Origin of the sequence: Puniceibacterium sediminis (genome assembly GCF_900188035.1) — a bacterium.
GTDB classification, from domain to species: domain Bacteria; phylum Pseudomonadota; class Alphaproteobacteria; order Rhodobacterales; family Rhodobacteraceae; genus Puniceibacterium; species Puniceibacterium sediminis.
On sequence record NZ_FZNN01000004.1, the window covers coordinates 1 to 20,862 of the forward strand.

Consider the following 20,862-nt stretch of genomic DNA (forward strand, 5'->3'; position numbering starts at 1 on the left):
CACGCTGACGAAATCGGGGGACATTACCAGCCTGTCACCCTGATCGAAGCCGGGAAACTCTGCCTTCGGGCGGTCCAACGTTGGGGGTCGGATCAACTCAAACCCGGAGTCTCGCTCACGCTGGATAAAAGTTGGGGGCAACGTCACGGTCCGCCGCGCAATCTCACGGATCGGCAGCTTATCCCGTAACCGTAGCTTCCGTATGATGTTCAAAAGTCCCATGTGTATCACTCCAGTGTCCCCCGCTGCGCATGGCGCTGGGGGAAGGCTCACATGGGTCAAATCTCAATGGAAATTATGCCGCTACCCGGGTCACTTCTGGGTGGAAATCAACACGCGAATGTAGAAAACCAATTCTGAAGCTCCAGAAACCCCTAAAAGTAATCCGAACGCAACGTAGCACAGATGTAGGTTTCACTGCTATGATAGATCAAGAAAGGAGAAGCTTCTGTGACCGAAGGGCCGTGTATCGATGTTTGGGATCTTGGCACGTTCGACGAAGATTTGCGCTTGATACTCGACGAGAGAGCTGACCTGATCCGGGATTACTTTTTGCGGGAACGTGTAGTCTTCGAGACCTATGATCTTGCCCAAGGCATTGATCGACCATCTTTCCGACCACCAAATAGGCTGGCTCCGGATTTTATTCGACTGAACGAAAACCTTATTGCGCCGATGGAGGAACGCCGGATGCGGGCTTTCCACTATACCAGGATGACCGACTTTGAAGTAACTCAAATTTTAGAAAATGGGATCCAACTATCGACCCCTGAGAGTCTTCGCCACAGGATTGGCGCATTAGTTCGGATCGGAGCACTCGCTCTCGAAGATGCAGAGATGATGGAATCTGAAAGTCCATTTCACACCCAGATGCATGCGAGATGCGGAAAATTTTGGATGGCATCACATCCTATTCCGATTGAAAATAGTGGCGTTGATCGCCTTTTGGAATACTGGGGTGGGGAGGTTGCCTCATTTCACCTTACGGACGAAGATCTTCTTGAACGGCTTGCAATGATTGGTCAGCCACGCGTAATCGAGATCTCTGTCCCTCTCTCGGCAACCAAGCATAGCATCTCCGCTGCGCAAGCCGTCGTGGCGACCTTTGGCCGATCTCTTGGTTGTCCCGCGGATCCGAGGGAATTCGACCTTTATATTGAAGCCGTATTGCCAGCGGAAGCTATACTTAGTGTTCACACCATCGGTGATGTAGGCTTTAAGATATTGGGAAAAACTTATCAGCCCGGTTTCATGCCTTAAAGCCCGTTAAACACAGCACTACGATATGTCACCGGTCAAGTACCACTGCTCGTCCCCAAAAATGCAAATTACCACTATTGAAATACAAAATTGTCGACCCCAAAATCTGGTTAGGTCGAAATCGTGGACCGCATTACTATGCATAGCAGTAACTCCAGACCGCAAGGCGAACACTTCTGCCTGCGCCTAATTTTCAAGCAAGGAAAATAAACCAGTTTCCCTTCTATCAGGGTTGGGCCGACTCATTACAGCCTCTTCGAATACGCTCCGGTTTCCGACAAGCACAACTTGTTCTTGAGCTCTAGTAATCGCGGTATAGAGTAACGTCCGGTCTAATATTAGACTTCTAACCACAGGGATGATTACCCTTTTAAATTGGCTTCCCTGACTCTTGTGACATGTTATCGCATAGGCGTGGTCAATATTGCCTATAGCCTCGTCAGGGATTGTCTTTAGTTCACCGTCGAATTCGATCTCAAGGCCGACAGTAGCTTTCTGAACGATACCCAGGGACCCATTCATCAGACCGATATCATAGTCATTGACGTTCCAAATCACCGGCTCTCCCTCCGCGTAATTGAGACGCTCCGGTCGAGCCGGTGACAGCAAGCGGTGGAACAGGTCATTGATCGTCTTTGTGCCGGCAGGACCATTCTTTACGGCCCCGACGATCTGGGTGTCACCTATACCACCAAGGTCATTCGTGACGTCTAAGACGGTATCGGCAATATGGTCCATGACGCAGTCGATAAATGATACGCCGACGTCCATACCCTTGTATTTGTTCAGGGATGGCACGATCCCGTTCCGGATGGCAGCGCTAATTTGAGGGATACCGGTTGATGCAGTTTGCCGATGGACCTCCGTGAGTTTAACATGAGGAACGCTCTCAGTCTCGCATAGAGCATGAAAAACGAGACCAAATCCAATCGGCGGAAGTTGCGCAGGATCACCGACGAGCAACAAACGGCACCCTGGATCCATCCGCCTCAGGATGCGATACATCATCGGTAGGTCGACCATCGACGTTTCATCGATGATCAGAGTCGATTCAGCGCCGAGTTTTATCTGTCCCGTGTCTACGGCATGCAAAAAACTCATGATTGTTTTGGCCGGACGACTGGTTGCCTCTGTCATTCGTTTTGCCGCACGACCAGCAAGGGCCATCTGGTGAATGTGTCCACCACGTCTTTCAGACATTTCGTGGATGGCTTTAAGTACGGTTGTCTTACCGACGCCCGCACCCCCGGTAATAACGCTCACGGGAGCCCTGAGTGCCATCCTAATTGCTGCGAGCTGGGCTTTGTTGAGGGAGATTTTTTCCTTCGCCTCGAAAGTGGTCAGTATTGTGTCCAGACCATCGTCAGCGTTCATTGGGAGAGTTGGTTGCCTGGATTCCTCCCCCCCGCAGTTCATTGCCCTAACACGTTCGGAAATGAACCGCTCCATTGCAGCCGGTCCAACACCCTGCAGCCCCACTGCGACTTCGACAACAGCGTGATCTGCAAGAGCTAATTTGAGGGCTCGCTCAGCGGTCTCATCACCACATCCAAGCAACCGGCGAACGTGCGCAAGGAAACTCGGCCTCTTCGTCACGGTGTGGCTGGATTGAAGGCGTTGATAACCGACGGCTTCTGCAGCAGCTACCAGCCGACGCTCATCGTGGTGATCAACGCCAATGGATAAAGCAACCCGATCTGCCTGACGCCATGTGGTAAAAGCCAAGAGGCGATATGGGTTCTCATCGAGTTTTTCAATGACACTATTTTCATAGATGGCAATTAATTTGTGTGAAATTTCCATCGGCAAGCCGTGGCAGTCCAAATATCGATAAACGTCCGCTTCGATAGATAGCGCCCTCCAGCCGTCCACCATAACTTTAGCGAGTTCGATGCCGATAATTCTTTTGAAGGCCTCGACATTGCCGAGGTCAAGCATTTCATATATGGTTTCGCCGAACTCATTCCATAGACTTCCAGCTCGAGCCGGACCTATACCCGGAAATAGTTTTGACTTGGAAATTGCTGAGATAATGAGATTGCCCGAAGGCTTCTGCAAAACGGCTTTATCGATTACGATCTGACTGCCATAGTCAGGATGGTCTTTGATCTTACCGGAGATTTTCCAAATTTCACCAGGCACCGGAGGGCGAGGCATAACCGAGCGTCCGGCAAGGAATCGGTGCCGTTGGCGCGAAAGCGTGGCCGCGTTAAACACCGCGCCGCCATGCACGCCCTCCCACAGAATATTTTCAATAACAACAGTTTGTGTCATATTATGACGCGTATGCCCAGCTCGATCATTTCTTCAATGTGTTTGAACCGTTTCAATTTTTGGCGCAGATCGTACACTTCTGCTATCAATGAGCTGTTTGTTTGCTGTAACGCCGTTATTTGGCGCTCAAGGGCGATACGTTCGGCATCGGTATTTCCGTCTCGAGCTTCAATACCTTTCAAACCCTTGTGCTTGATAGCTTCATTCAGTAATTTTTTGGCTTGAGGATTCTTGTAGAGTATTTGGCGGTCAAATCCGCAGGCTTCAGCAATTCCCGACATGTAAGCTTTGCCTCCACGGGCCGGGATTGCATCTATAGAGGACAAATAACTTAACAGTTTTTTGACGTTGTCGGATCCTTGGTCACGTCCAGATTTACTCATCTTTTGCTCGCTTGAAATTTGTCATTCCCGAGACTTTTTTTTTAGGTTTTCGAGCACTGGTTAATTCCCGGTCAATGGAAGGTAGGGCCGCATTGAGATTATTTTCTGCCAAGCCTTTGGCTGACGCATTGTATTGCCAGCGTACGAATTGCCCCAGTAAATCATTGTTTTCTTTAGTGAGTCGGCGATTCTCAGCCTCGACGCGTTCCAAACGTTCCAGCAATTTCGCCTCCACATCAGAGAGATGCGCTATCGAACTACCACGTTCATTTCTGACATGGGATTTCCGAGAGTTGAACGCGGACTTGATCCGGCTATGTTTTTCGAGACCCTGCCGTGAATAGAGACCACAGACAGGTTCAACCTTTGCAATCAGTAAATTCCAAGTAAGCTTTCCGGTCCAACCATCAATTATCTGAACGATTATGCCAATCTTCTGGTCAGTGAGGTGTTTTTTCATAGTCTACCTCTTTTCAGTGCGCGGAAGTCGGAGAGAATTCTTGAGTCGACATCGTCGCTGAGTTTTCGGTCGTCAATTGCATTGGCAATCGGGCTGTATTCCTCAAGGTTGGACAGTTGGATAACCGAACCGTCTTGCACCAATGGGTCTTCAAAAATCTCGATGAGACTTTGCAGCCGGGCAGCGGTCCTCTCGTGGTGGTGAAGCCATCGGTCTGCTCCGAAGGAATCATCTTCCATTGCCACCTTTGCGCTTTCAATTTGATCATTGACAAGCTCCAGGGAGGCTCGGATGCGCGTGGCTTTCGCGGCATCTCCTTTTATGCAAACATGCTCAGTGCAATTGATGCAATCACGATGCCGTTGGCAAGGTAGCATGGCGAAATCGTGGATGCAAAATCCGAACTCGGTTGTGTGTGCTGTCGGAAATTTCATCTGAAGGAAATCCTCCTGCGTCACAGGAACTTTGCCGATAATCTCGGCCAGTGGGCCAAGCATGTTTGATGTTCCGAGTTGCCCCCGAACAATCATCAACATTTCGTCGGAGGAGACATGATCATAGTCGCGGTTTTGCCGAATATCCCTTCGTCCGGACCATTTGGCAATATCGAGTTGAGAAAGACCTCCTCTCTGTGCGATGGTATTCAGCCAATGACGAAACTGGTGTGTTCTGATTTGGATACAGGAACCATCGTCGGCGTGAAGGCGGAGACGGGTAAACAGAGATGATTTTCCGTGATTGGTCCCATTACCCAGGCCGTTATATATTTTGTCAGAACTGATCGGTTCAATCATGCAGGGGATAGTTGCTTTATCTTGATGAAACAGGCTGTATGGGGCTACCATAAGTGCTTCGCTAAAGGTCATTCCTGTCTCTCGATCATATACCGGAAAGTCCTTAGGAAGCAGGGTTAAAACCGCCTTTTGAACGTCGACAAACCTGACATGGTTACTGTTGCTAATCTTTTGGATGGGAATACCCTTATTTTTCATCCATTGGTTGATTGTGGAGTGATTCTTAATTCCAAGCGCGTGACAGAAGTCTTGGACGGCGGAGATTGTTTGCGTTCGGAGATATTCGTATTCAGGGGGCAACCACATTGAACCAGGATTGGATTCGTACCATTGCGCCATCGACCGCGCATCGTCGGTTTCCTTGCGAATTTTTCTTATGGCTTCTTTTGCTACATCACTCATAGTGGTGCCGATCCACTTTACATAGGGATCGGCGTCCTTTGATGGCCACCACCTAAGCCCGTAAGCCACAGATCCATCGGGTTGAATTCGTTCGACTACACAATTGGTAGGTAGGCGGAAGATTTCATTAATCCGGTTGGGTGCTGCGGTGAGCAGTGCTCCCGTTGAAGCAATGATGATGTCGTTCTGTTCGGTCGCCAGTTGGAACGCTTTTGCTAGGGCATCGATGGCACCGGATGTGGGCAGCTTGTCGAGTCTATTTTCGTCAAAATTCTTTCCGACCCTATTGCGGTCGTTGTTGCGTTTCAGGTTGTGTTTCCATTGGAACCGAACCGGAACAAGACTGTGGGTGTTCAAGAATTCGGCAACCAACTGGAGTTGCCCGGCGGTGCGATATGCTGTGGAAGTGTTGTATTTTTCCTTGATCAATGCTTGTGCTCGGTTGAACACCTCTGGATCGACTTCGACGATACTGGGGGTTTCATGAACCAAAGTTAATGCGCGCTCCAAGGCGCGGAGCGCAGCGAGACGGTTGTTGAAGCTTTTTGTCGGCTTCATGGCATGCTGATAACGCATATATGAGCGCGCAAAGTTCAGAAACGGCATTGCCAGTAATGGAGCGTTAGGGTTGCTCTTTTTGGCGTCGTGGTTAACCCAACTGTAGGGCAAGCGCCCATTTCTCCCCCGCACGTCAATATAATTACTCACGTCCCACGATGGAGAATCCCATTCCAAATCATCACCGAAGACCGTTAAGCGATCACGGCAGAGCACAATGAAGTCGTGAATGTTTTGAGCGGCTTCATTGTCGGGTTTCGCGGAAAAAAGAATGATTTCAACCACGGTCAATGTTCTTTTCTGGCTTCATTAAATTGCATCTGTTGACGACATCAGCCACAGCCAAGATGGTATGATCGTTGATCGCAGCCATCCGCTCATCATTGGTGGTTGCATGAATCCTTTCTCGCTCTGCCACAAGTGAGTCAAGAAGGTCTTCATGTGGCGCCTCGAGCCAAGGTTGGAAATTTCGGCACGTGTAGCACGATATGGGTGCCTGGCCATCACAGAAGCCGTATTTGCCGCATGAACCTACGCTTCCAAGATCGGGACTTCCAATCCGGCTGGAGAAGTCGTCACCACGTTGTGCAAATGTTTCGTTCTGGACGATGAGGCCCATAAAAGACTGTGCTATCGGCGCCAATTCCAGCGCAGTTGCCTTGTCTATCCGCCTGGTCATTGCCGGAGTTGCCTGGACATATACACCGACATTTTGGGTGTCGGAATGATCGAGAAGGTCCGCAATAATCAACTCGCCATGGCCTTCCTCGGCGGCTCTTGTGGCAGTAGTGTGACGGAACCGACGTGGAAAGATTTTGACTTTTTTGCCTGTACGTTCGGATTGCACGTTTAGTCTATTACATGTTAGGATAATCCGATGACCAAGTTGTTGTGCTGTCGCGTGATATGCGAGGCTTGGTGGCATAGGGTTGCCTTTTCGAGGGAACAAAGGAAGTTCTGGAACTGGGACTTCACCGCGTTCAAAATTATGCGCCAGGTGATGCAACCAAGCTTCGAGAAGTTTGCCGAGTTCGGGTATCAGGGTGCGTGGTTTCAACTGACTACGAGAGAGTGTGCTGCGTTGTTTGGCGCGAGGCACATTCAATATGTAGAGAGGCGAGCCATCGTCAGCGTGAAAGGCAGATAGGTCTTGGATCTTCAGAGAAGCCAATTGTTTCGGACGGACACCAAAAATCATGGTCAGTATCACCAGCAAGTAGTCCTCAGTAGTAATATTTCCAGCTGCAAACTCTGCATTTAGACGCAATGAGATGGACTGTAATTCGAGGTCTGTGAAAGGACCAGTTTCAGGGTCCATTGTGCTAACAGCTTCGCCCTTCATATTGCCTCTGATGCGGACCTCGTTGAAGAACTTTGGAATGCTTGGATCTACTGTCTCGAGGTTCAAATCGTGCCATTTCTTGAAAAATCCACCAAGGGCACCGAGTAAATATTCGGTTCGGACGTTAAGTTTTGATTTGAAATTAATTATATCCAGCGTTTCAATTCTTGAAACGGGAAATCGATCATCAGAGAAGCTTCGAATAAGTTGGCAAAAACGCATAAACAAATTTTTGGCATGTGAGGTTGAGTGGTTTTGAAGATACCAAGATACGACATATTTGAAGTCGCGTAGGACGACGGTCGTCAAGAGTTTTTTCACTTGATCAAATTTGAAGTGATGCACTGCGGATGAATCCGCTACCTTCCAGAAGTCATCTTGAGGATGAAATTCGGCTCCTTCTGCGGTGAAGGCGACCTCGGGGAGAGAAATAACTTGAGTGGTTATAGTACGTGCTTTAGCTTTCATTACCCTGTTCCATAATGAACCTTTTTTGCATTTCCAAAGATATCTTTTTTGACGCTTCACGGACATGTCGACGTGTGTAGGTAGCAGCGGTGCTGGAGTCTTCACTCCATCCCATAAGGTATGATCGCATCTGCTGCTCGCGCTCTGCTGTTATATTGTTGCCTTCAAGACGTTTCTGATCGACGAATTTGCTGAAGTAGTCGTTCCAAGAATGACGCAACGAATGACCCGATAGATCATCTGGTAATGTCGGAACGCGTTTACGCAGTGTTTCGATCATTTTGCTATAACCGGCAGTAGAAAGCGGTCGACCCTGGTACGGACCAGGCTTGTGGGTGACAAACAGGAACGGGTTTTGTTTAGCGCCAGGAATGCGGATGCGATGCTTAATTATATAGTCGTGGATCATGTCCGCGACCGGAGGTTCAAGGTGAAGTATGCGGTCTTTTGTTTTAGCGTTGGGTTGGTCTACCCGAGGGTCGTCTGGATCATCGGCTCTCCGATGAATCGAGACCTCCAAATTTCGGAAATTGATGTTCGATATTTTGAGGCCCAAAACTTCACCGCGTCGAATGCCAAGAGTGTAGAGCATCAGAAAAATAACTTGATTTCGGAGCGCCAGGGATTTATCGGACCAGGGATTTTTGAGATCTTCGGGATTCAATACTTGGAGCAGTAAATCAAGTTCGTCGGAGGATAGCCCTTCTCGATTTCCCTGCTCTGCTCGACCACGGTTTATCGGCAACCTGGCCGTGAATGCGTCGCGCATATAGAGCCGTGCGGTCTCGAAATTGTCAAAACTCCCCGATTTTTTAGATGTTCGGTTGTAAGAGGCACACATCAGCCAATCAAGATAGTCTCGAATTGCGCGGATACGATTTGCTGCTGTCGGTCCGGCGACCTCGTCCGTCTTCTTGGGTGCAGACGCTCTTGCTCCCTCATACGATACGACTTTTCCAATTCTCGGTTGTCTCTTCAGTGGGGCGTTTTGTGTCTGTACAAGGACATCGTAGCTGGAGCGACAAGCTCGTACCAAGGAGTCGATTTCATGAAGGTTCAGAATTTCGCATTGTGCCAGCCTGATTTCGACATCAATCGAGTCGATCATCGCCCAAGTGTAGAGATGCATTATGGCGCGAAGATGCCGCTCAAGCGTCTTTGATGCGTAGTTTCCCGACCGTACTCTGGTGGTGATGTACAGGGTTGGCATGTATGCCGGTTTGCCATCTCGAGCCAAGAGGATCGGGTAGCGTTCGCCGTCGTCAAAAACCAGATTCTTTGTTCTGAATAGGGCCACGTGTTTACCGAATTTTGTGGTGTCAGTTCACGATAGCAGCAGTTTACAAGAAAAGTGAAGTATTTTAAAAAAAACGGGGAAACACATGTGCTTCCCCGTTAATACTTACATTTTTGACGATGGTAGTCCTCAAAAGGGGATCTCGTCGTCGATGTCGCGTGAAGGGGCGCGCGAGGGGCCGGAACCGCCACCGGAATAACCACCGCCACCACCGCGGCTGTCCTCGTATCCGCCACCGCCGCCGGAACCACCCGAATAGCCACCTCCGCTGGAACCACCGTAGTCGCCACCGCCAGCGCCGCCGCCGCCGCGGGAATCGAGCAGTGTCAGTTCACTGCGGAAGGGGCGCAGAACAACCTCGGTCGAATAGCGGTCCTGACCGGACTGGTCCTGCCACTTGCGTGTCTCAAGCTGGCCTTCGAGGTAAACCTTCGAGCCTTTTTTCAGATACTGCTCGGCAATCTTTGCAAGCGGTTCGGAGAAGATGGCAACGGTGTGCCATTCTGTCCGCTCTTTACGCTCGCCAGTGTTGCGGTCCTTCCAGTTTTCGGAGGTCGCAATGCGCAGATTGCACACCTTGCCGCCGTTCTGGAAGGTGCGCACCTCTGGGTCTGCACCCAGATTGCCGATCAGGATGACCTTGTTCACGGAGCCGGCCATGGAAACCTCTTTCGTTGTTCGCGATATCTCGAATCTGCGCCAGGCGCTTTGGGGGACCCTACACCACGGGCGGGCCGGGAAACAATCGTGGTTGACCATAGGTGAGCCGATGATCGCAGCCGTGGGTGGCGCTACGCATAAAAATGAATATAGTTTCGCACAACGAAAAGAACGGATCGAGGGAACATGCGATTTACCGGGATGAGTGCAGCAGCTGCGGCTGCCCTGTCAGTTGTCATTTGCGGTGCGGCGCAGGCGGACGTGCTGTCGACCAAGAGCCGATCACATCTGTTTTCCACGCAGACCCGCGTTCTGGATAGCCGCGCGGCGCAACAATACAATAATTCCATACGCTTGCAGCCCGCACGTGTGATCACCCCGACCAAGTGGGACACCGGCACGGACGGCGCATCGCCGGTCTATCGCGGTCGCTACAAGGGTGTGTATCTGGGCATGGCGCGCAACGCGGCGCGCAAACATGGCGTACCTGAGGATCTGTTCCTGCGGCTTGTGCAGCAGGAATCGGGCTGGAATCCCAGCGCAAAATCCCACAAGGGCGCGCTTGGGCTGGCGCAGCTGATGCCGGGCACCGCCCGGGGGCTGGGCGTCGATGCAGCCGATCCGCAGCAGAATCTTGAGGGCGGAGCACGCTACCTGAGCCAGCAATATTCCCGGTTCCGAAGCTGGAAACTGGCGCTGGCGGCCTATAATGCCGGGCCAGAAGCCGTTGAAAAACATGGCGGAATCCCGCCATACACCGAGACGCGAAACTATGTGAAAGTCATTTCTGGTGGCTAAGGCGCTGAGCCGCCTGTCAGGCCTGTGAGGTCAAGACCTCAACCCGCCGCCATCCTGATCACCGGTTCCATCCCGGCGAATTCTGCGTCCGGCAGGTGACACTTGATCTGGTGGCCCTCTGCCATCGCGCGCACTGGTGGCACCTCTGTTTCGCACAGATTTCCCGGAACGTGTGATTTCCAGCCGCAGCGCGTCTGAAACGGGCAGCCCGGTGGCGGGTTCATCGCCGAAGGGATATCCCCCTCAAGCACGATACGTTTTTTATGCACGCGCGTGTCAGCAATGGGCACTGCGGAAAGCAGTGCCTCTGTATAGGGGTGGTATGGCGGCGCGAAGACCTGATCAGTCGTGCCCAGCTCCACCACATGGCCAAGGTACATCACCATAACGCGGTCCGACAGGTAGCGAACGATGGACAGGTCGTGCGAGATGAACAGGAGCGTTGTCTTATGTTCGCGTTGAATTTCCATTAACAGATCGGTCACAGCGGCCTGAACGCTGACATCCAGCGCCGAAACGGGTTCGTCCGCGACCACGATCCGCGCATCCCCGGCAAAGGCGCGGGCGATGCCGACGCGCTGCTTTTGCCCGCCCGACAGCTGGCGCGGCATCCGGTCTGCAAAGGCGCGCGGCAGTTTGACCAGATCGAGCAGGGTGAGCATGCGATCGCGGCGCTCGGCCTCGCTAGACCCGATCCCGAAAATCTCAAGCGCACGAATGATTTGGCGGCCGACGCTCATTGATGGATTGAGGGTATCGAATGGGTTTTGGAACACCATCTGCACGTCCGAGATCGTCTTGGTGTCGCGCTTTTCGATGGGGATGTCACCGATGCTGACATTGTCGAGCAGGATCTGGCCCGAGGTCGCGGTTTCCAGCCCCATGAGCACTTTGGCGAAGGTGGATTTTCCGCAACCGGATTCACCGACAATGGCCAGGGTTTCGGATTCCCGCGCCTCGAACGTCAGGGTTTCATTGGCCTTGACGACCTTCTTGGCACCGGAGGATCCGAACAGGGCATTGGCGCTGACCTCATAGTATTTCTTGAGATCCTGCATCCTGAGGACCACGTCGCCAATTGCGCCTTTTTGTTTGACTTCAGCCAGTTGCGGCGCGGCGTTCCAGTCGATTTCCTTGAATTTCAGACAGCGGCTTTCATGCCGGTCGCTGTCCGCGACGGGGGCCATATGGACTGTCTGCGCATCGCAACGGCCCTGTTCGAAATAATCGCAGCGCGGGCCGAAATTGCACCCCGGGGGGCGTTCGTGCGGCAGGGGAAAATTGCCGGGAATGGCGATCAGGGGTTTGGCGTTCTTGTCTGCGCCGGGCAGCGGGATCGAGCGGAACAGCGCCTGAGTATAGGGATGGCGCGTCCCGTCAAAGACATCCTTGATGCTGCCGCGTTCCACGGCCTCGCCGGAGTACATCACGCAGAGCCTGTCGCATGTCTCAAGAATGAGGCCCAAGTTATGGGAAATAAACAATATTGAGGTGCCGTACTTGCGCCCCAACTCTTTCACAAGGTCGACAATCGCCGCCTCGACCGTGACGTCCAGCGCCGTTGTCGGCTCGTCCAGGATCAGCAGGGCGGGTTCGGACATGAGGGCCATGGCGATGACGATGCGCTGTTGCTGGCCGCCGGAAAGCTGGTGGGGATAGGCATCCAGGATGCGGCGGGGATCGGGGAGTTTGACGTCTGTGACGACCTGAAGGGCGCGGGCGAATGCCTCTCGCTCAGAAGCGCCCTGATGGATCATCGGGACCTCCATCAACTGCTTTCCGACCTTCATGGCGGGGTTTAGGGATGCCATAGGCTCTTGATATATCATGGCAATTTGCGAGCCGCGGATCTTGCGCAGCTCGTGCTGGGACATCTGGCCAAGGTCCTGACCCTTGAACTTGATTGTCCCGCCGGTGATGCGGCCGTTTTTGCCCAGATCCTGCATCACGCCCAGCGCCACTGTGGACTTGCCGCAGCCGGATTCCCCAACCAATCCAACGGCTTCGCCCGGCATCACCTTGACGGAAAAGTCCATCACGGCGGGGATTTCACGCAGCCGGGTGAAGAAGGAAATCGACAGCAGGTCGATTTCGAGGATCGGGCCGTCATAGCTATCCTTGGGCATCCGAACCTCCTACAAAAATGACCTGAAAACGGCGTATGGCAGACGTATGGAAAGCGTATGGTTCGCGTATGGCTGGCGGCCATATCCCTTGGCGCTTGTGCATGATCCGACCCCCTGCTTCTTTTCTTTCCAAATATGCAAAATAGCCCGGGCCCCCAGAAGCGGCGCCGGTCAATCCTTGAGCGATTCCTCGCGCAGCCCGTCAGCAAGCAAATTCAGACCCAGCACCAGCGACAGAAGTGACACGGCAGGTACCATGGCCGGGTGCAGATAGATCGACAGCAGGCGACGGCCATCGTTGATCGTGGTGCCCCAGTCCGGGGATTCAGGCGGCAGGCCAAGGCCAAAGAAACCCAGAGTGCCGAGCAGGATCGTCGTATATCCGATCCGCAGGCAAAAATCGACGATCAGCGGCCCACGGGCATTGGGCAGGATTTCCCAGAGCATGATGTACCACGGACCTTCGCCACGGGTCTGGGCGGCGGCGACGTAATCGCGCGTCTTGATATCCATGGTCAGGCCGCGCACGATGCGGAACACCGTGGGCGCGTTCACGAAGACGACCGAGACAAAGACGACAAGGATGCCGCCGGGCACATCGAAGAGATCGACAAAGCCGGGGATCACATCGACCTTGGACCCGACTTCGGAAATCAGCGACAGGTAGAGCCACCCCAGCACGCCCAACACGCCGATCATCAGCGGTGTGCGCAGCTTTGGTTGGGTATGGTAGCGCGAATTCAGCAGAACGGTGACAAAGACCAGCGGGAAGATGAACAGCACCGTCGCCATGTAGTTCGGAATGCCGGTGGCGATGATTTCGGGTGTGACCAGCAGGTAGAACAGCAGGATCACCGGAAAGGCGAGGATGAGGTTGGCAAGGAAGGACAGCAGCGTATCCAGACGGCCGCCGAAAAACCCGGCGGGCAGGCCAAGGGTGATGCCGACCATAAAGGCAAATAGCGTGGCCAGCGGGGCGATCTGCACCACCACCCAGGCCCCTTTGACCATGCGCGAGAACACATCGCGGGCGAGGTTGTCGCCCCCCAGCAGATAGTAGGCGTAAACGTCGTCAGCGCCGGTGACGGGGGTGCCGGGGACCTTGTTCTTCATCGCGGGGATCTGGTTCAGGGCGTCATGGGTCACCACCATATCCATCGCGCCGAAGATGCCGGTAAAGACCCAGAACATCACCAGCGCAAAGCCGATCATGCCGATGACGGAATCAAAGAGTTTGCCGTAAAGGCCAAGCCTGCGTTTGTAGAGGATCGAGACCGTGAAGGTCAGCACCAGCGCGATCCAGACCGGCGCGAGTTGCAGCAGGATGCGGGAGATGATCTCGGCCCAGGTGAGAGTGTCCATTGGTTGTCTCCTCAGGACACTGAAATGCGGGGGTTGAGATAGACATAGCCCACATCCGAGATCAGCTGCGTGACCAGCACGACGACGACGGACACGACCGAGACGCCAAGCAACAGTTCGATGTCATTGTTCCCGGCGGCCTGCACGAGGGTCCAGCCAAAGCCCTTGTAGTTGAACAGGGTTTCGACAATCACGACGCCGTTCAGCAGCCATGGGAATTGCAACATGATCACCGTGAAGGGCGCGATCAGTGCGTTGCGCAGGGCGTGCTTCATCACGATATTGGGAAAGGACACACCCTTGAGCCGGGCAGTGCGGATGTATTGCGCGGTCATCACCTCGGCCATGCTGGCGCGGGTCATGCGGGCGATATAGCCCATGCCGTAGAGCGCGATGGTGAGGACCGGCAGGAAGAAGTTGGTGAAATTGGCGTCGTCCATCGCGCTGGTCGCGGTGCCCTTGAACCATTTCAGGCCCACGGCGGAGGAGGTGAAGACCGCGATCAGGATCACGCCCGAGACATATTCCGGAGTTGCCGTGGTGGTGATCGCGACCGTGGACAGGGCGCGGTCGGTGCGCGACCCTTCGCGCATTCCGGCCAGAACGCCCAGCAGCAGGGCAGATGGCACCATCAGCACCATGACCCAGAACATCAGTTTGGCCGTCAGCCCAAGGCGCGTGCCGACGATCGTTATGACGTCATCCTTGAAGACGGTGGAGTGGCCCCAGAACCCTTGCAGGATGCCGCAGTAGGCGCGCGCCTCAGATGCGGGCTGACCGGGCAGGGCGCAGCGGGCGCGGGTTTCACCATCGGTGCCGGTGATCACATGGCCGGGCAGGACGCCAAGCCACTGGCCATATTTCGACACGGTGGGTTCCATGTAGCCACGGTTGCCGAGCCATGTTTCGACCTCGCCATCGGTCATGCGGAAGTTGCCCTGGCTTTTGGCCAGCTTTTCGAGGTTGGGCGCAAGGTTGGTCAGGTAAAAGACGATAAAGGTCAGCGCCAGCGCGGTCAGCAGCATGACCCAGAGGCGTCGGAAAATGAACATGCCCATTGCGGTCCCCCTCTGGGATGCGTCGGCCTGCAGGCTGCGCGCCTGCGCAGCCTTTAGTCAGGTCGTTTTTTGCCCCGGTGCGGGGATGGGGCCACAGTCAGCTGCGGCCCCGGGCCGCGTCAGGCCGCGTAACCCAGTTTATAGGGGTGGATCTCAAAGCTGGGGTGCATTTCGGCACCGATCACACCCGGCTTGAAGTGGCGATAGAGCGACCGCCAGTAGGGCTGGATGATCACCGCGTCGTCCTGCATGATTTTTTCGACCTCGGCCATGACAACGCGGCGCTTGTCGGCGTCGGCGATGGACAGGGCAGCGTTCAGCTTGGCGTCGAACTCGGGGTTGGCGTATCCCGCCTCGTTCCACGGCTCGCCCGACCGGTATGCCAGCGACAGGACCTGCACACCCAGCGGACGGTGGTTCCATTCGGTGATCGACAGGGGATATTTCGCCCAGTCGTTCCAGAAGGTCGAGCCCGGCAGCACGGTACGTTTCATCGAAATGCCGGCATCGCGCATCATCGCGGCGGCCGCGTCGCCGGTGTTCTTGGTGAACCCGTCATCGAGCGTGATCAGCTCGAATTCGTAATCCGCCATTCCCGCCTCTTCCAGAAGCGCGAGCGAGCCGTCGGGATTGATTTCCGTACCGCCGATATCGGCATATTCCGGGTGCACCGGTGCGACGTGGTGGTTTTCGGCGACCACCCCAAGGCCGGCATAGCCGAGTTCGAGGCAGACCGCGTTGTCCACCGCCATCTGAAGCGCCTTGCGGACCCGCAGATCGGCATAGGGCGGTTTGTCCCCGACCAGCGTCTGCTGGTTGAAGCGCAGAACGACGGTCGAGCCGGTGATGACTTCGGATTTTTCCCAGCCGATGGCGTCGCCGATTTCGATGAATTCGTTGACGTTTTCATAGAGCATGTCGACTTCTTCGGATTCGATTGCCGCGATCCAGGCCGAAGGGTCCGTGCCGTAGTCGATATATTCGATCCGGTCGAGATAGGCGCCGCCGATGCCTTCGGCGGTTTTGCCCCACCAGGTGTGACCGGGCGCCTTGACCAACACGCCCTTGATCCCGACTTCGAGCGATTCCGGCACAAAGGGGCCGGTGCCGATGGGGTTTTCCAGCATGGTGTCGGGGTTGTGCGACGAATGCACAACGGCGGCGGGGTAGTCGGCCATGTTCACGACGATGGCTATATCGGGGGCCGGCAGGGTGAGTTTGACCGTCAGATCATCGATCTTTTGCACCGCACCTTCGTAGATCGCATTGGTGGCGGGGTCGATGATGCTGGACATGCGCCCGGCCATCGAATTGCCCTCGACGTCCTTGTCGCACCAGTAGTCGATCATCCGCACGACGTCATCGGCGTTGAAGGCATCGCCGTTGTTCCATGTCACGCCGGGGCGGACATGCAGGGTGTATTCGGTGGCGTTGTCGTTTGCCTCCCAGCTTTCAAGAAGCATGCCGCGCACGGTGCCGTCCCGGTTGTATTCAACCATGTATTCCAGCCAGCCACGGGTAAAGTTCGCGATCTGGGTCCAGTCGGCGGTGCGCGGGTCCTTGACGGCGCGGACATAGGATTCGATCCGCAGTGTGCCGCCTTCCTGTGCGTGGGCCGCAGCCTGCGCCGGGCTGCCAAGGCCACCCAAGGCATAGGCGGCGGCGACGCCGATCCCGAGGCCGGTGGCACGGGTCAGAAATTCGCGGCGGTCCATCTGGCCGGCCTTGAATTCGTTTGCATACATCTGTGCCGCGGGGTGGATCCGCTGGCTGGTCATCGGTTTCGACATTTTAGTCTCCCTGTGACCCATGTCATTCGTGCATGGGCCGTTTTGTTATTATCCGCCGACAGTTGCGCGGTCGCGCGCATGCCGGGTGCCCAGACATTCGGCACGAGTTCACCCGGCGCGTCAACGGCTGGTTTCGGCATTTACGTGTCATATTGCGACATCTGTTTCATTCAGAAACGACACAGCAGGCATGGCGGTGCGATTTTTTCCGTTTCTGATCAGGTGGAAAGCGGACAGCGCGGAAATGAGGTGTGGCGCGCGGCTGCGCCGAATCCTGCGCCATGGCAAAATCAGCGCGTCGAGGTGCCAAGGCTAAGCTTGCGCAGGGCGCTGGGGGTCTTGCCCGTGTGGGTCTGGATGAACCGGGTAAAGTAGGCCGGGCTGTTGAATCCAAGATTGCGGGCCACATCCTGAATCGTCGGATCGGGCGTGGCAAGCAGCACGCGCGCTTCGTTCAGGCGGCGTTCGGTCAGCATGTCCGCAGCCGTCTTGCCACAGCATTCGCGGCAGACCCGGCTGAGGTGCGTCGGCGTCACGTCAAGCGCGGTGGCATAGTCGGCCATCGGCCGGTCGGTGCGGAAGTCGCGCACGACAAGCCGCGAGAATTGCCGGACCAGACGCTGGGCGGCGGTATCGCGGGGTATGTCGCTGCTGCCGGTCGCCTGCTGGCGGGCGATCCAGACGGCGATCAGGCCGACATGCGCCTCGAGCGCGTCCTGCATCAGGGGGCGTTCGCGTGACAATTCGCGCTGCATCGCCTCCATTTCGGCGGTGAGTTCGGCCTGGGCAAGACTGTCGCGCACCCGCAGATGAACCGAGGTCTGTGGCAGGCGCCCGGTCAGGCCTGCCGGGCTTTCGACCACCTGCGCAAAGCCCTGCGCGCCAAGGTCGATGGCAAACAGCGTCCCCGCCGGAAGGAAGAGCGCATTGTGCGTGCCGACGCCGCGACGCACGCCGTTGACGATCACCCGGCCCTGACCACGGGTGATCCAGACCAGCAGGTTGCGTTGCAGATCGTGCAGATGGGTCAGCCGCCAGGGCGCGCCCTGCGCATATTGCGCCAGCGACTGGCAACGGATGTTGCGGCTATCGGGCTGGGCGCTTTCATTCATCCGCGAGCGGCTGAGAAAGGCGGGTCTTTGGGTCATGCGCTTAGCCTGTCGGGGGTTATCTTGTTCCAGGTGGACATTCTGGCGCGAAACCATGTGCGCTGTCGCTTGGCAAACTGGCGTGTGGCGATTGTTGCACGTTCAATCGCCTGATCCAAAGGCAAATCGCCTTTAAGATGTGCAATCAGTTCGCCAGCCCCAATGGCCTTGGCCGAGGGTTGCGCCGGGTCGTAGCCGGGCAGGTTGGCACGGGCCTCGTCCAGCGCGCCCTGGTCGATCATCTGGGCAAAGCGGTTCGCGATGCGGGTGTTGAGGATATCCTTGGGCAGATCGACCACAAAGGCCTGTGTCTGGTTCAGTGGCAGCAGCGGCGGCGGTGTGTCGTCCTGCCAGGCCGAAATGCCGCGACCGGTCAGGGTCTGCACCTCCCACGCCCGCTGCACGCGCATCGGGTTGCGGATATCGATTCGGGACAGGGTTTCGGCGTCCAGATCGGCGCGCATGGCATCCAGCCCGCTGTCGCGCAGAAAGGCATCTGCCCGGGCGCGCAGATCGGGCGGGGTGGCGGGGATGTCGGCCAGCCCTTCGGTCAGGGCGGAAAAATACAGGCCGGTGCCGCCGGTGATGATTGGGCGTTGCGATGTGTGGAGCAGCGGCGCCACCTCGCGCAGCCAGGCACCGACGGAATAGGGCGTGTTCCCGTCGACATGACCATAAAGCGCATGGGGGGCCTGAATTTCGTCCGCCGCTGAGGGGCGGGCACTGAGGATGCGCCAGTTGTCATAGACCTGAAGCGCGTCGGCATTCACGATCACGCCGCCCTGTTCGCGCGCGATCCGCAGGGCAAGCGCTGATTTGCCGCTGGCGGTCGCGCCGGCGATCAGCACCGGACGGTCCGGATCCAGTTGCGAAAGGTCGAATGTGGCTGGCGCGGTCACTCTGGTGTCCTCCGTTCCCCAGTGTCGCGCCTGTCGTTTGGACGGGTCGGGGGTGGTTTTGCCTGTTTTCCATGTCCAAGCCGCGGCGCGGCATTGCCCCGGAACGGGATTTGCGACATCTATGCCGGTGATCCTAAACCTGACATCCGACGGAGCGCAACATGGCCCAACTAGACACCCCCGAGACGACCTTCAAGCGGGTCATGCTGAAGATTTCCGGAGAGGCGCTGATGGGCCCCCAGGGGTACGGGCTGCACCCGCCAACCGTTGAACGCATCGCGCGCGAGGTGCAAACCGTGCACGATATGGGGGTCGAGATCTGCATGGTGATCGGCGGCGGCAACATCTTCCGCGGGCTTCAGGGGTCTGCACAGGGGATGGAGCGGACCACGGCGGACTATATGGGGATGCTGGCCACGGTGATGAACGCGCTGGCGATGCAGGCCGCGCTGGAGCAGCTGAAGATCCACACGCGGACGATTTCGGCGATTCCGATGGATCAGGTCTGCGAACCCTATATCCGCCGCCGCGCCGTGCGCCACCTTGAGAAAAAGCGCGTGTGCATCTTTGCCGCCGGTACGGGCAACCCGTATTTCACCACCGACACGGCGGCGACGCTGCGCGCCAACGAGATGGCCTGTCAGGCGATCTTCAAGGGCACCAAGGTGGACGGGGTCTATGACAAGGACCCGATGAAACATGACGACGCCGTGCGCTATGACACGGTGAGTTATGATGATTGTCTGGGAAAGAACCTCAAGGTCATGGACGCGACGGCCATTGCGCTGGCACGCGACAACAACCTGCCGATCATCGTGTTTTCGCTGGATGAACCCGGCGGGTTCAAGGGCATCCTTGCCGGGCAGGGCACCTATACGCGGGTGCAGGGCTGATAGCGGTCTGAAACCGGCCCCCGAAATGCAAACGGCCGCGCAAATGGCGCGGCCGTTTTTACGTTTGTCAGACGGTGTCGATCAGCTGCGTTTGAAGCGCCGCAGCGAACCGAGACCACCAAGCCCCGCCAGCAGCAGCACAATGCTGGCCGGCAGCGGAATCGGAGCCACGATGTTGTCGAGCGCGAAGGTCTCGGTTATTCCACCGGTTGTGGCCTGAGTCAGGACAAAGCTGGATATAGCGACGTCGCTCACGAACCCGAAAAACCCGATGAATGTGCTCGATGCATTGTCGAGCAGAAAGGTCTCACCGCCCAGGGTGATTTCGTAGGTGTCTGTAGAATCACTATCCGAAAAATCAAACCCGAAGGCTGTTAACGCCGTGTCAAAAGTGAATGTGATCGCGGGACCGTCGCCATCGAAAGGTGAGCCGAGGGAGAACTGGTCCTCTTCGCCCCACGACAGTTGGTTTGTTGCATTTATGCTGGTGCCAGAGGCAGCATCAATCTGCGCCGGGGTGGCCACACCGACGGTTTGCAGGCTGCTGGGGGCGTCGTTGTAGGTGATCGAAAGTTCGTCGAAGGCAACAGGTACACCTGCGGAAAATGGACCCGGCGCGGGGCCAACCCCGGTGTCGAAATCTTCCAGCACTTTTACGGGACCGACGGCAGACGTAAAGGTGGCAAAATCGAAATACTGCGTCGTTGCGGCAAGTGCAGTGTTGGCAGAAGTGCCAATCGCCATTGCGGCAACAAAGCAAAGGATTTGAGGTTTCATAACTACTCCAAACTTGTCTAAAAATATAGAGAACGAGTTTTTGGTATCACAAAATAGGCACAAAAATCAACTTTGATGTAAATTAGGTGAAAAATTAATCCTAAATTAAACTA

General features: G+C 55.6%; 17 protein-coding genes. 3 read left to right on the forward strand and 14 right to left on the reverse strand.

Translation table 11 applies throughout. The features are described 5' to 3' along the window. Positions 1-450 precede the first annotated feature (450 nt). A complete protein-coding gene (locus CHB75_RS05700) occupies positions 451-1,260 on the forward strand; it encodes a hypothetical protein (protein WP_089269580.1) in 810 nt (269 codons plus the stop codon). A 186-nt stretch (positions 1,261-1,446) separates the two neighbouring features. Here CHB75_RS05700 and CHB75_RS05705 read toward each other — a convergent pair whose 3' ends face one another. The 7 genes from CHB75_RS05705 to ssb form a co-directional block, all read right to left on the reverse strand. Continuing rightward, positions 1,447-3,534: an AAA family ATPase gene (locus CHB75_RS05705; protein WP_089269581.1), complete on the reverse strand. Its 2,088-nt coding sequence runs from the start codon at positions 3,532-3,534 to the stop codon at positions 1,447-1,449. Next, entirely contained in the window at positions 3,531-3,917 is a 387-nt protein-coding gene (locus tag CHB75_RS05710; protein ID WP_141135079.1) for a DUF6262 family protein, read from the reverse strand. Before CHB75_RS05710 ends, CHB75_RS05705 begins: the two co-directional genes overlap by 4 nt. Further along, positions 3,910-4,377: a hypothetical protein gene (locus CHB75_RS05715; RefSeq protein ID WP_089269583.1), complete on the reverse strand. Its 468-nt coding sequence runs from the start codon at positions 4,375-4,377 to the stop codon at positions 3,910-3,912. Before CHB75_RS05715 ends, CHB75_RS05710 begins: the two co-directional genes overlap by 8 nt. Next, entirely contained in the window at positions 4,374-6,416 is a 2,043-nt protein-coding gene (locus CHB75_RS05720) for a hypothetical protein (protein ID WP_089269584.1), read from the reverse strand. Before CHB75_RS05720 ends, CHB75_RS05715 begins: the two co-directional genes overlap by 4 nt. Continuing rightward, entirely contained in the window at positions 6,409-7,941 is a 1,533-nt protein-coding gene (locus tag CHB75_RS05725; RefSeq protein WP_176439066.1) for a site-specific integrase, read from the reverse strand. Before CHB75_RS05725 ends, CHB75_RS05720 begins: the two co-directional genes overlap by 8 nt. Beyond that, positions 7,931-9,238 (reverse strand): tyrosine-type recombinase/integrase, encoded by a 1,308-nt coding sequence (locus CHB75_RS05730; protein ID WP_089269586.1) that lies wholly within the window; start codon positions 9,236-9,238, stop codon positions 7,931-7,933. Before CHB75_RS05730 ends, CHB75_RS05725 begins: the two co-directional genes overlap by 11 nt. 129 nt (positions 9,239-9,367) lie before the next feature. Further along, positions 9,368-9,898 (reverse strand): single-stranded DNA-binding protein, encoded by a 531-nt coding sequence (gene ssb / locus CHB75_RS05735; protein ID WP_089269587.1) that lies wholly within the window; start codon positions 9,896-9,898, stop codon positions 9,368-9,370. A gap of 201 nt (positions 9,899-10,099) precedes the next feature. Between ssb and CHB75_RS05740 the strand changes: the two genes are divergently transcribed. Next, complete coding sequence (locus CHB75_RS05740; RefSeq protein ID WP_089269588.1) at positions 10,100-10,696, forward strand: lytic transglycosylase domain-containing protein; 597 nt, start codon at positions 10,100-10,102, stop codon at positions 10,694-10,696. Between the two features lie 38 nt (positions 10,697-10,734). Here the strand turns inward: CHB75_RS05740 and CHB75_RS05745 are convergent, their stop codons facing one another. The 6 genes from CHB75_RS05745 to miaA form a co-directional block, all read right to left on the reverse strand. Further along, complete coding sequence (locus CHB75_RS05745) at positions 10,735-12,822, reverse strand: dipeptide ABC transporter ATP-binding protein (protein ID WP_089269589.1); 2,088 nt, start codon at positions 12,820-12,822, stop codon at positions 10,735-10,737. 171 nt (positions 12,823-12,993) lie between these two features. Then, entirely contained in the window at positions 12,994-14,184 is a 1,191-nt protein-coding gene (locus CHB75_RS05750) for an ABC transporter permease (RefSeq protein WP_089269590.1), read from the reverse strand. 11 nt (positions 14,185-14,195) lie between these two features. Continuing rightward, positions 14,196-15,242: an ABC transporter permease gene (locus CHB75_RS05755; protein WP_089269591.1), complete on the reverse strand. Its 1,047-nt coding sequence runs from the start codon at positions 15,240-15,242 to the stop codon at positions 14,196-14,198. Positions 15,243-15,361: 119 nt separating this feature from the next. Further along, positions 15,362-17,032: an ABC transporter substrate-binding protein gene (locus CHB75_RS05760; protein ID WP_089269592.1), complete on the reverse strand. Its 1,671-nt coding sequence runs from the start codon at positions 17,030-17,032 to the stop codon at positions 15,362-15,364. Positions 17,033-17,322: 290 nt separating this feature from the next. Continuing rightward, entirely contained in the window at positions 17,323-18,180 is an 858-nt protein-coding gene (locus CHB75_RS05765; RefSeq protein WP_245840738.1) for a helix-turn-helix domain-containing protein, read from the reverse strand. After that, positions 18,177-19,079: a tRNA (adenosine(37)-N6)-dimethylallyltransferase MiaA gene (gene miaA / locus CHB75_RS05770; RefSeq protein WP_089269593.1), complete on the reverse strand. Its 903-nt coding sequence runs from the start codon at positions 19,077-19,079 to the stop codon at positions 18,177-18,179. Before miaA ends, CHB75_RS05765 begins: the two co-directional genes overlap by 4 nt. Before the next feature lie 161 nt (positions 19,080-19,240). Here miaA and pyrH point away from each other — a divergent pair, with 161 nt between their 5' ends. Beyond that, a complete protein-coding gene (pyrH, locus tag CHB75_RS05775) occupies positions 19,241-19,972 on the forward strand; it encodes a UMP kinase (protein WP_089269594.1) in 732 nt (243 codons plus the stop codon). Between the two features lie 81 nt (positions 19,973-20,053). Here the strand turns inward: pyrH and CHB75_RS05780 are convergent, their stop codons facing one another. After that, positions 20,054-20,749, reverse strand: coding sequence for a VPLPA-CTERM sorting domain-containing protein (locus CHB75_RS05780; protein ID WP_089269595.1), 696 nt, complete (start codon positions 20,747-20,749; stop codon positions 20,054-20,056). Between the last annotated feature and the right edge of the window lie 113 nt (positions 20,750-20,862).

Coding starts and splice junctions, on each gene's coding strand:
- CHB75_RS05705 (WP_089269581.1), bottom strand. CDS start 3,534: ATGACACAAACTGTTGTTATTGAAAATATTCTGTGGGAGGGCGTGCAT.
- CHB75_RS05710 (WP_141135079.1), bottom strand. CDS start 3,917: ATGAGTAAATCTGGACGTGACCAAGGATCCGACAACGTCAAAAAACTG.
- CHB75_RS05745 (WP_089269589.1), bottom strand. CDS start 12,822: ATGCCCAAGGATAGCTATGACGGCCCGATCCTCGAAATCGACCTGCTG.
- CHB75_RS05740 (WP_089269588.1), top strand. CDS start 10,100: ATGAGTGCAGCAGCTGCGGCTGCCCTGTCAGTTGTCATTTGCGGTGCG.
- pyrH (WP_089269594.1), top strand. CDS start 19,241: ATGGCCCAACTAGACACCCCCGAGACGACCTTCAAGCGGGTCATGCTG.
- CHB75_RS05755 (WP_089269591.1), bottom strand. CDS start 15,242: ATGGGCATGTTCATTTTCCGACGCCTCTGGGTCATGCTGCTGACCGCG.
- ssb (WP_089269587.1), bottom strand. CDS start 9,898: ATGGCCGGCTCCGTGAACAAGGTCATCCTGATCGGCAATCTGGGTGCA.
- CHB75_RS05725 (WP_176439066.1), bottom strand. CDS start 7,941: ATGAAAGCTAAAGCACGTACTATAACCACTCAAGTTATTTCTCTCCCC.
- CHB75_RS05780 (WP_089269595.1), bottom strand. CDS start 20,749: ATGAAACCTCAAATCCTTTGCTTTGTTGCCGCAATGGCGATTGGCACT.
- CHB75_RS05760 (WP_089269592.1), bottom strand. CDS start 17,032: ATGTCGAAACCGATGACCAGCCAGCGGATCCACCCCGCGGCACAGATG.
- CHB75_RS05715 (WP_089269583.1), bottom strand. CDS start 4,377: ATGAAAAAACACCTCACTGACCAGAAGATTGGCATAATCGTTCAGATA.
- CHB75_RS05765 (WP_245840738.1), bottom strand. CDS start 18,180: ATGACCCAAAGACCCGCCTTTCTCAGCCGCTCGCGGATGAATGAAAGC.
- CHB75_RS05750 (WP_089269590.1), bottom strand. CDS start 14,184: ATGGACACTCTCACCTGGGCCGAGATCATCTCCCGCATCCTGCTGCAA.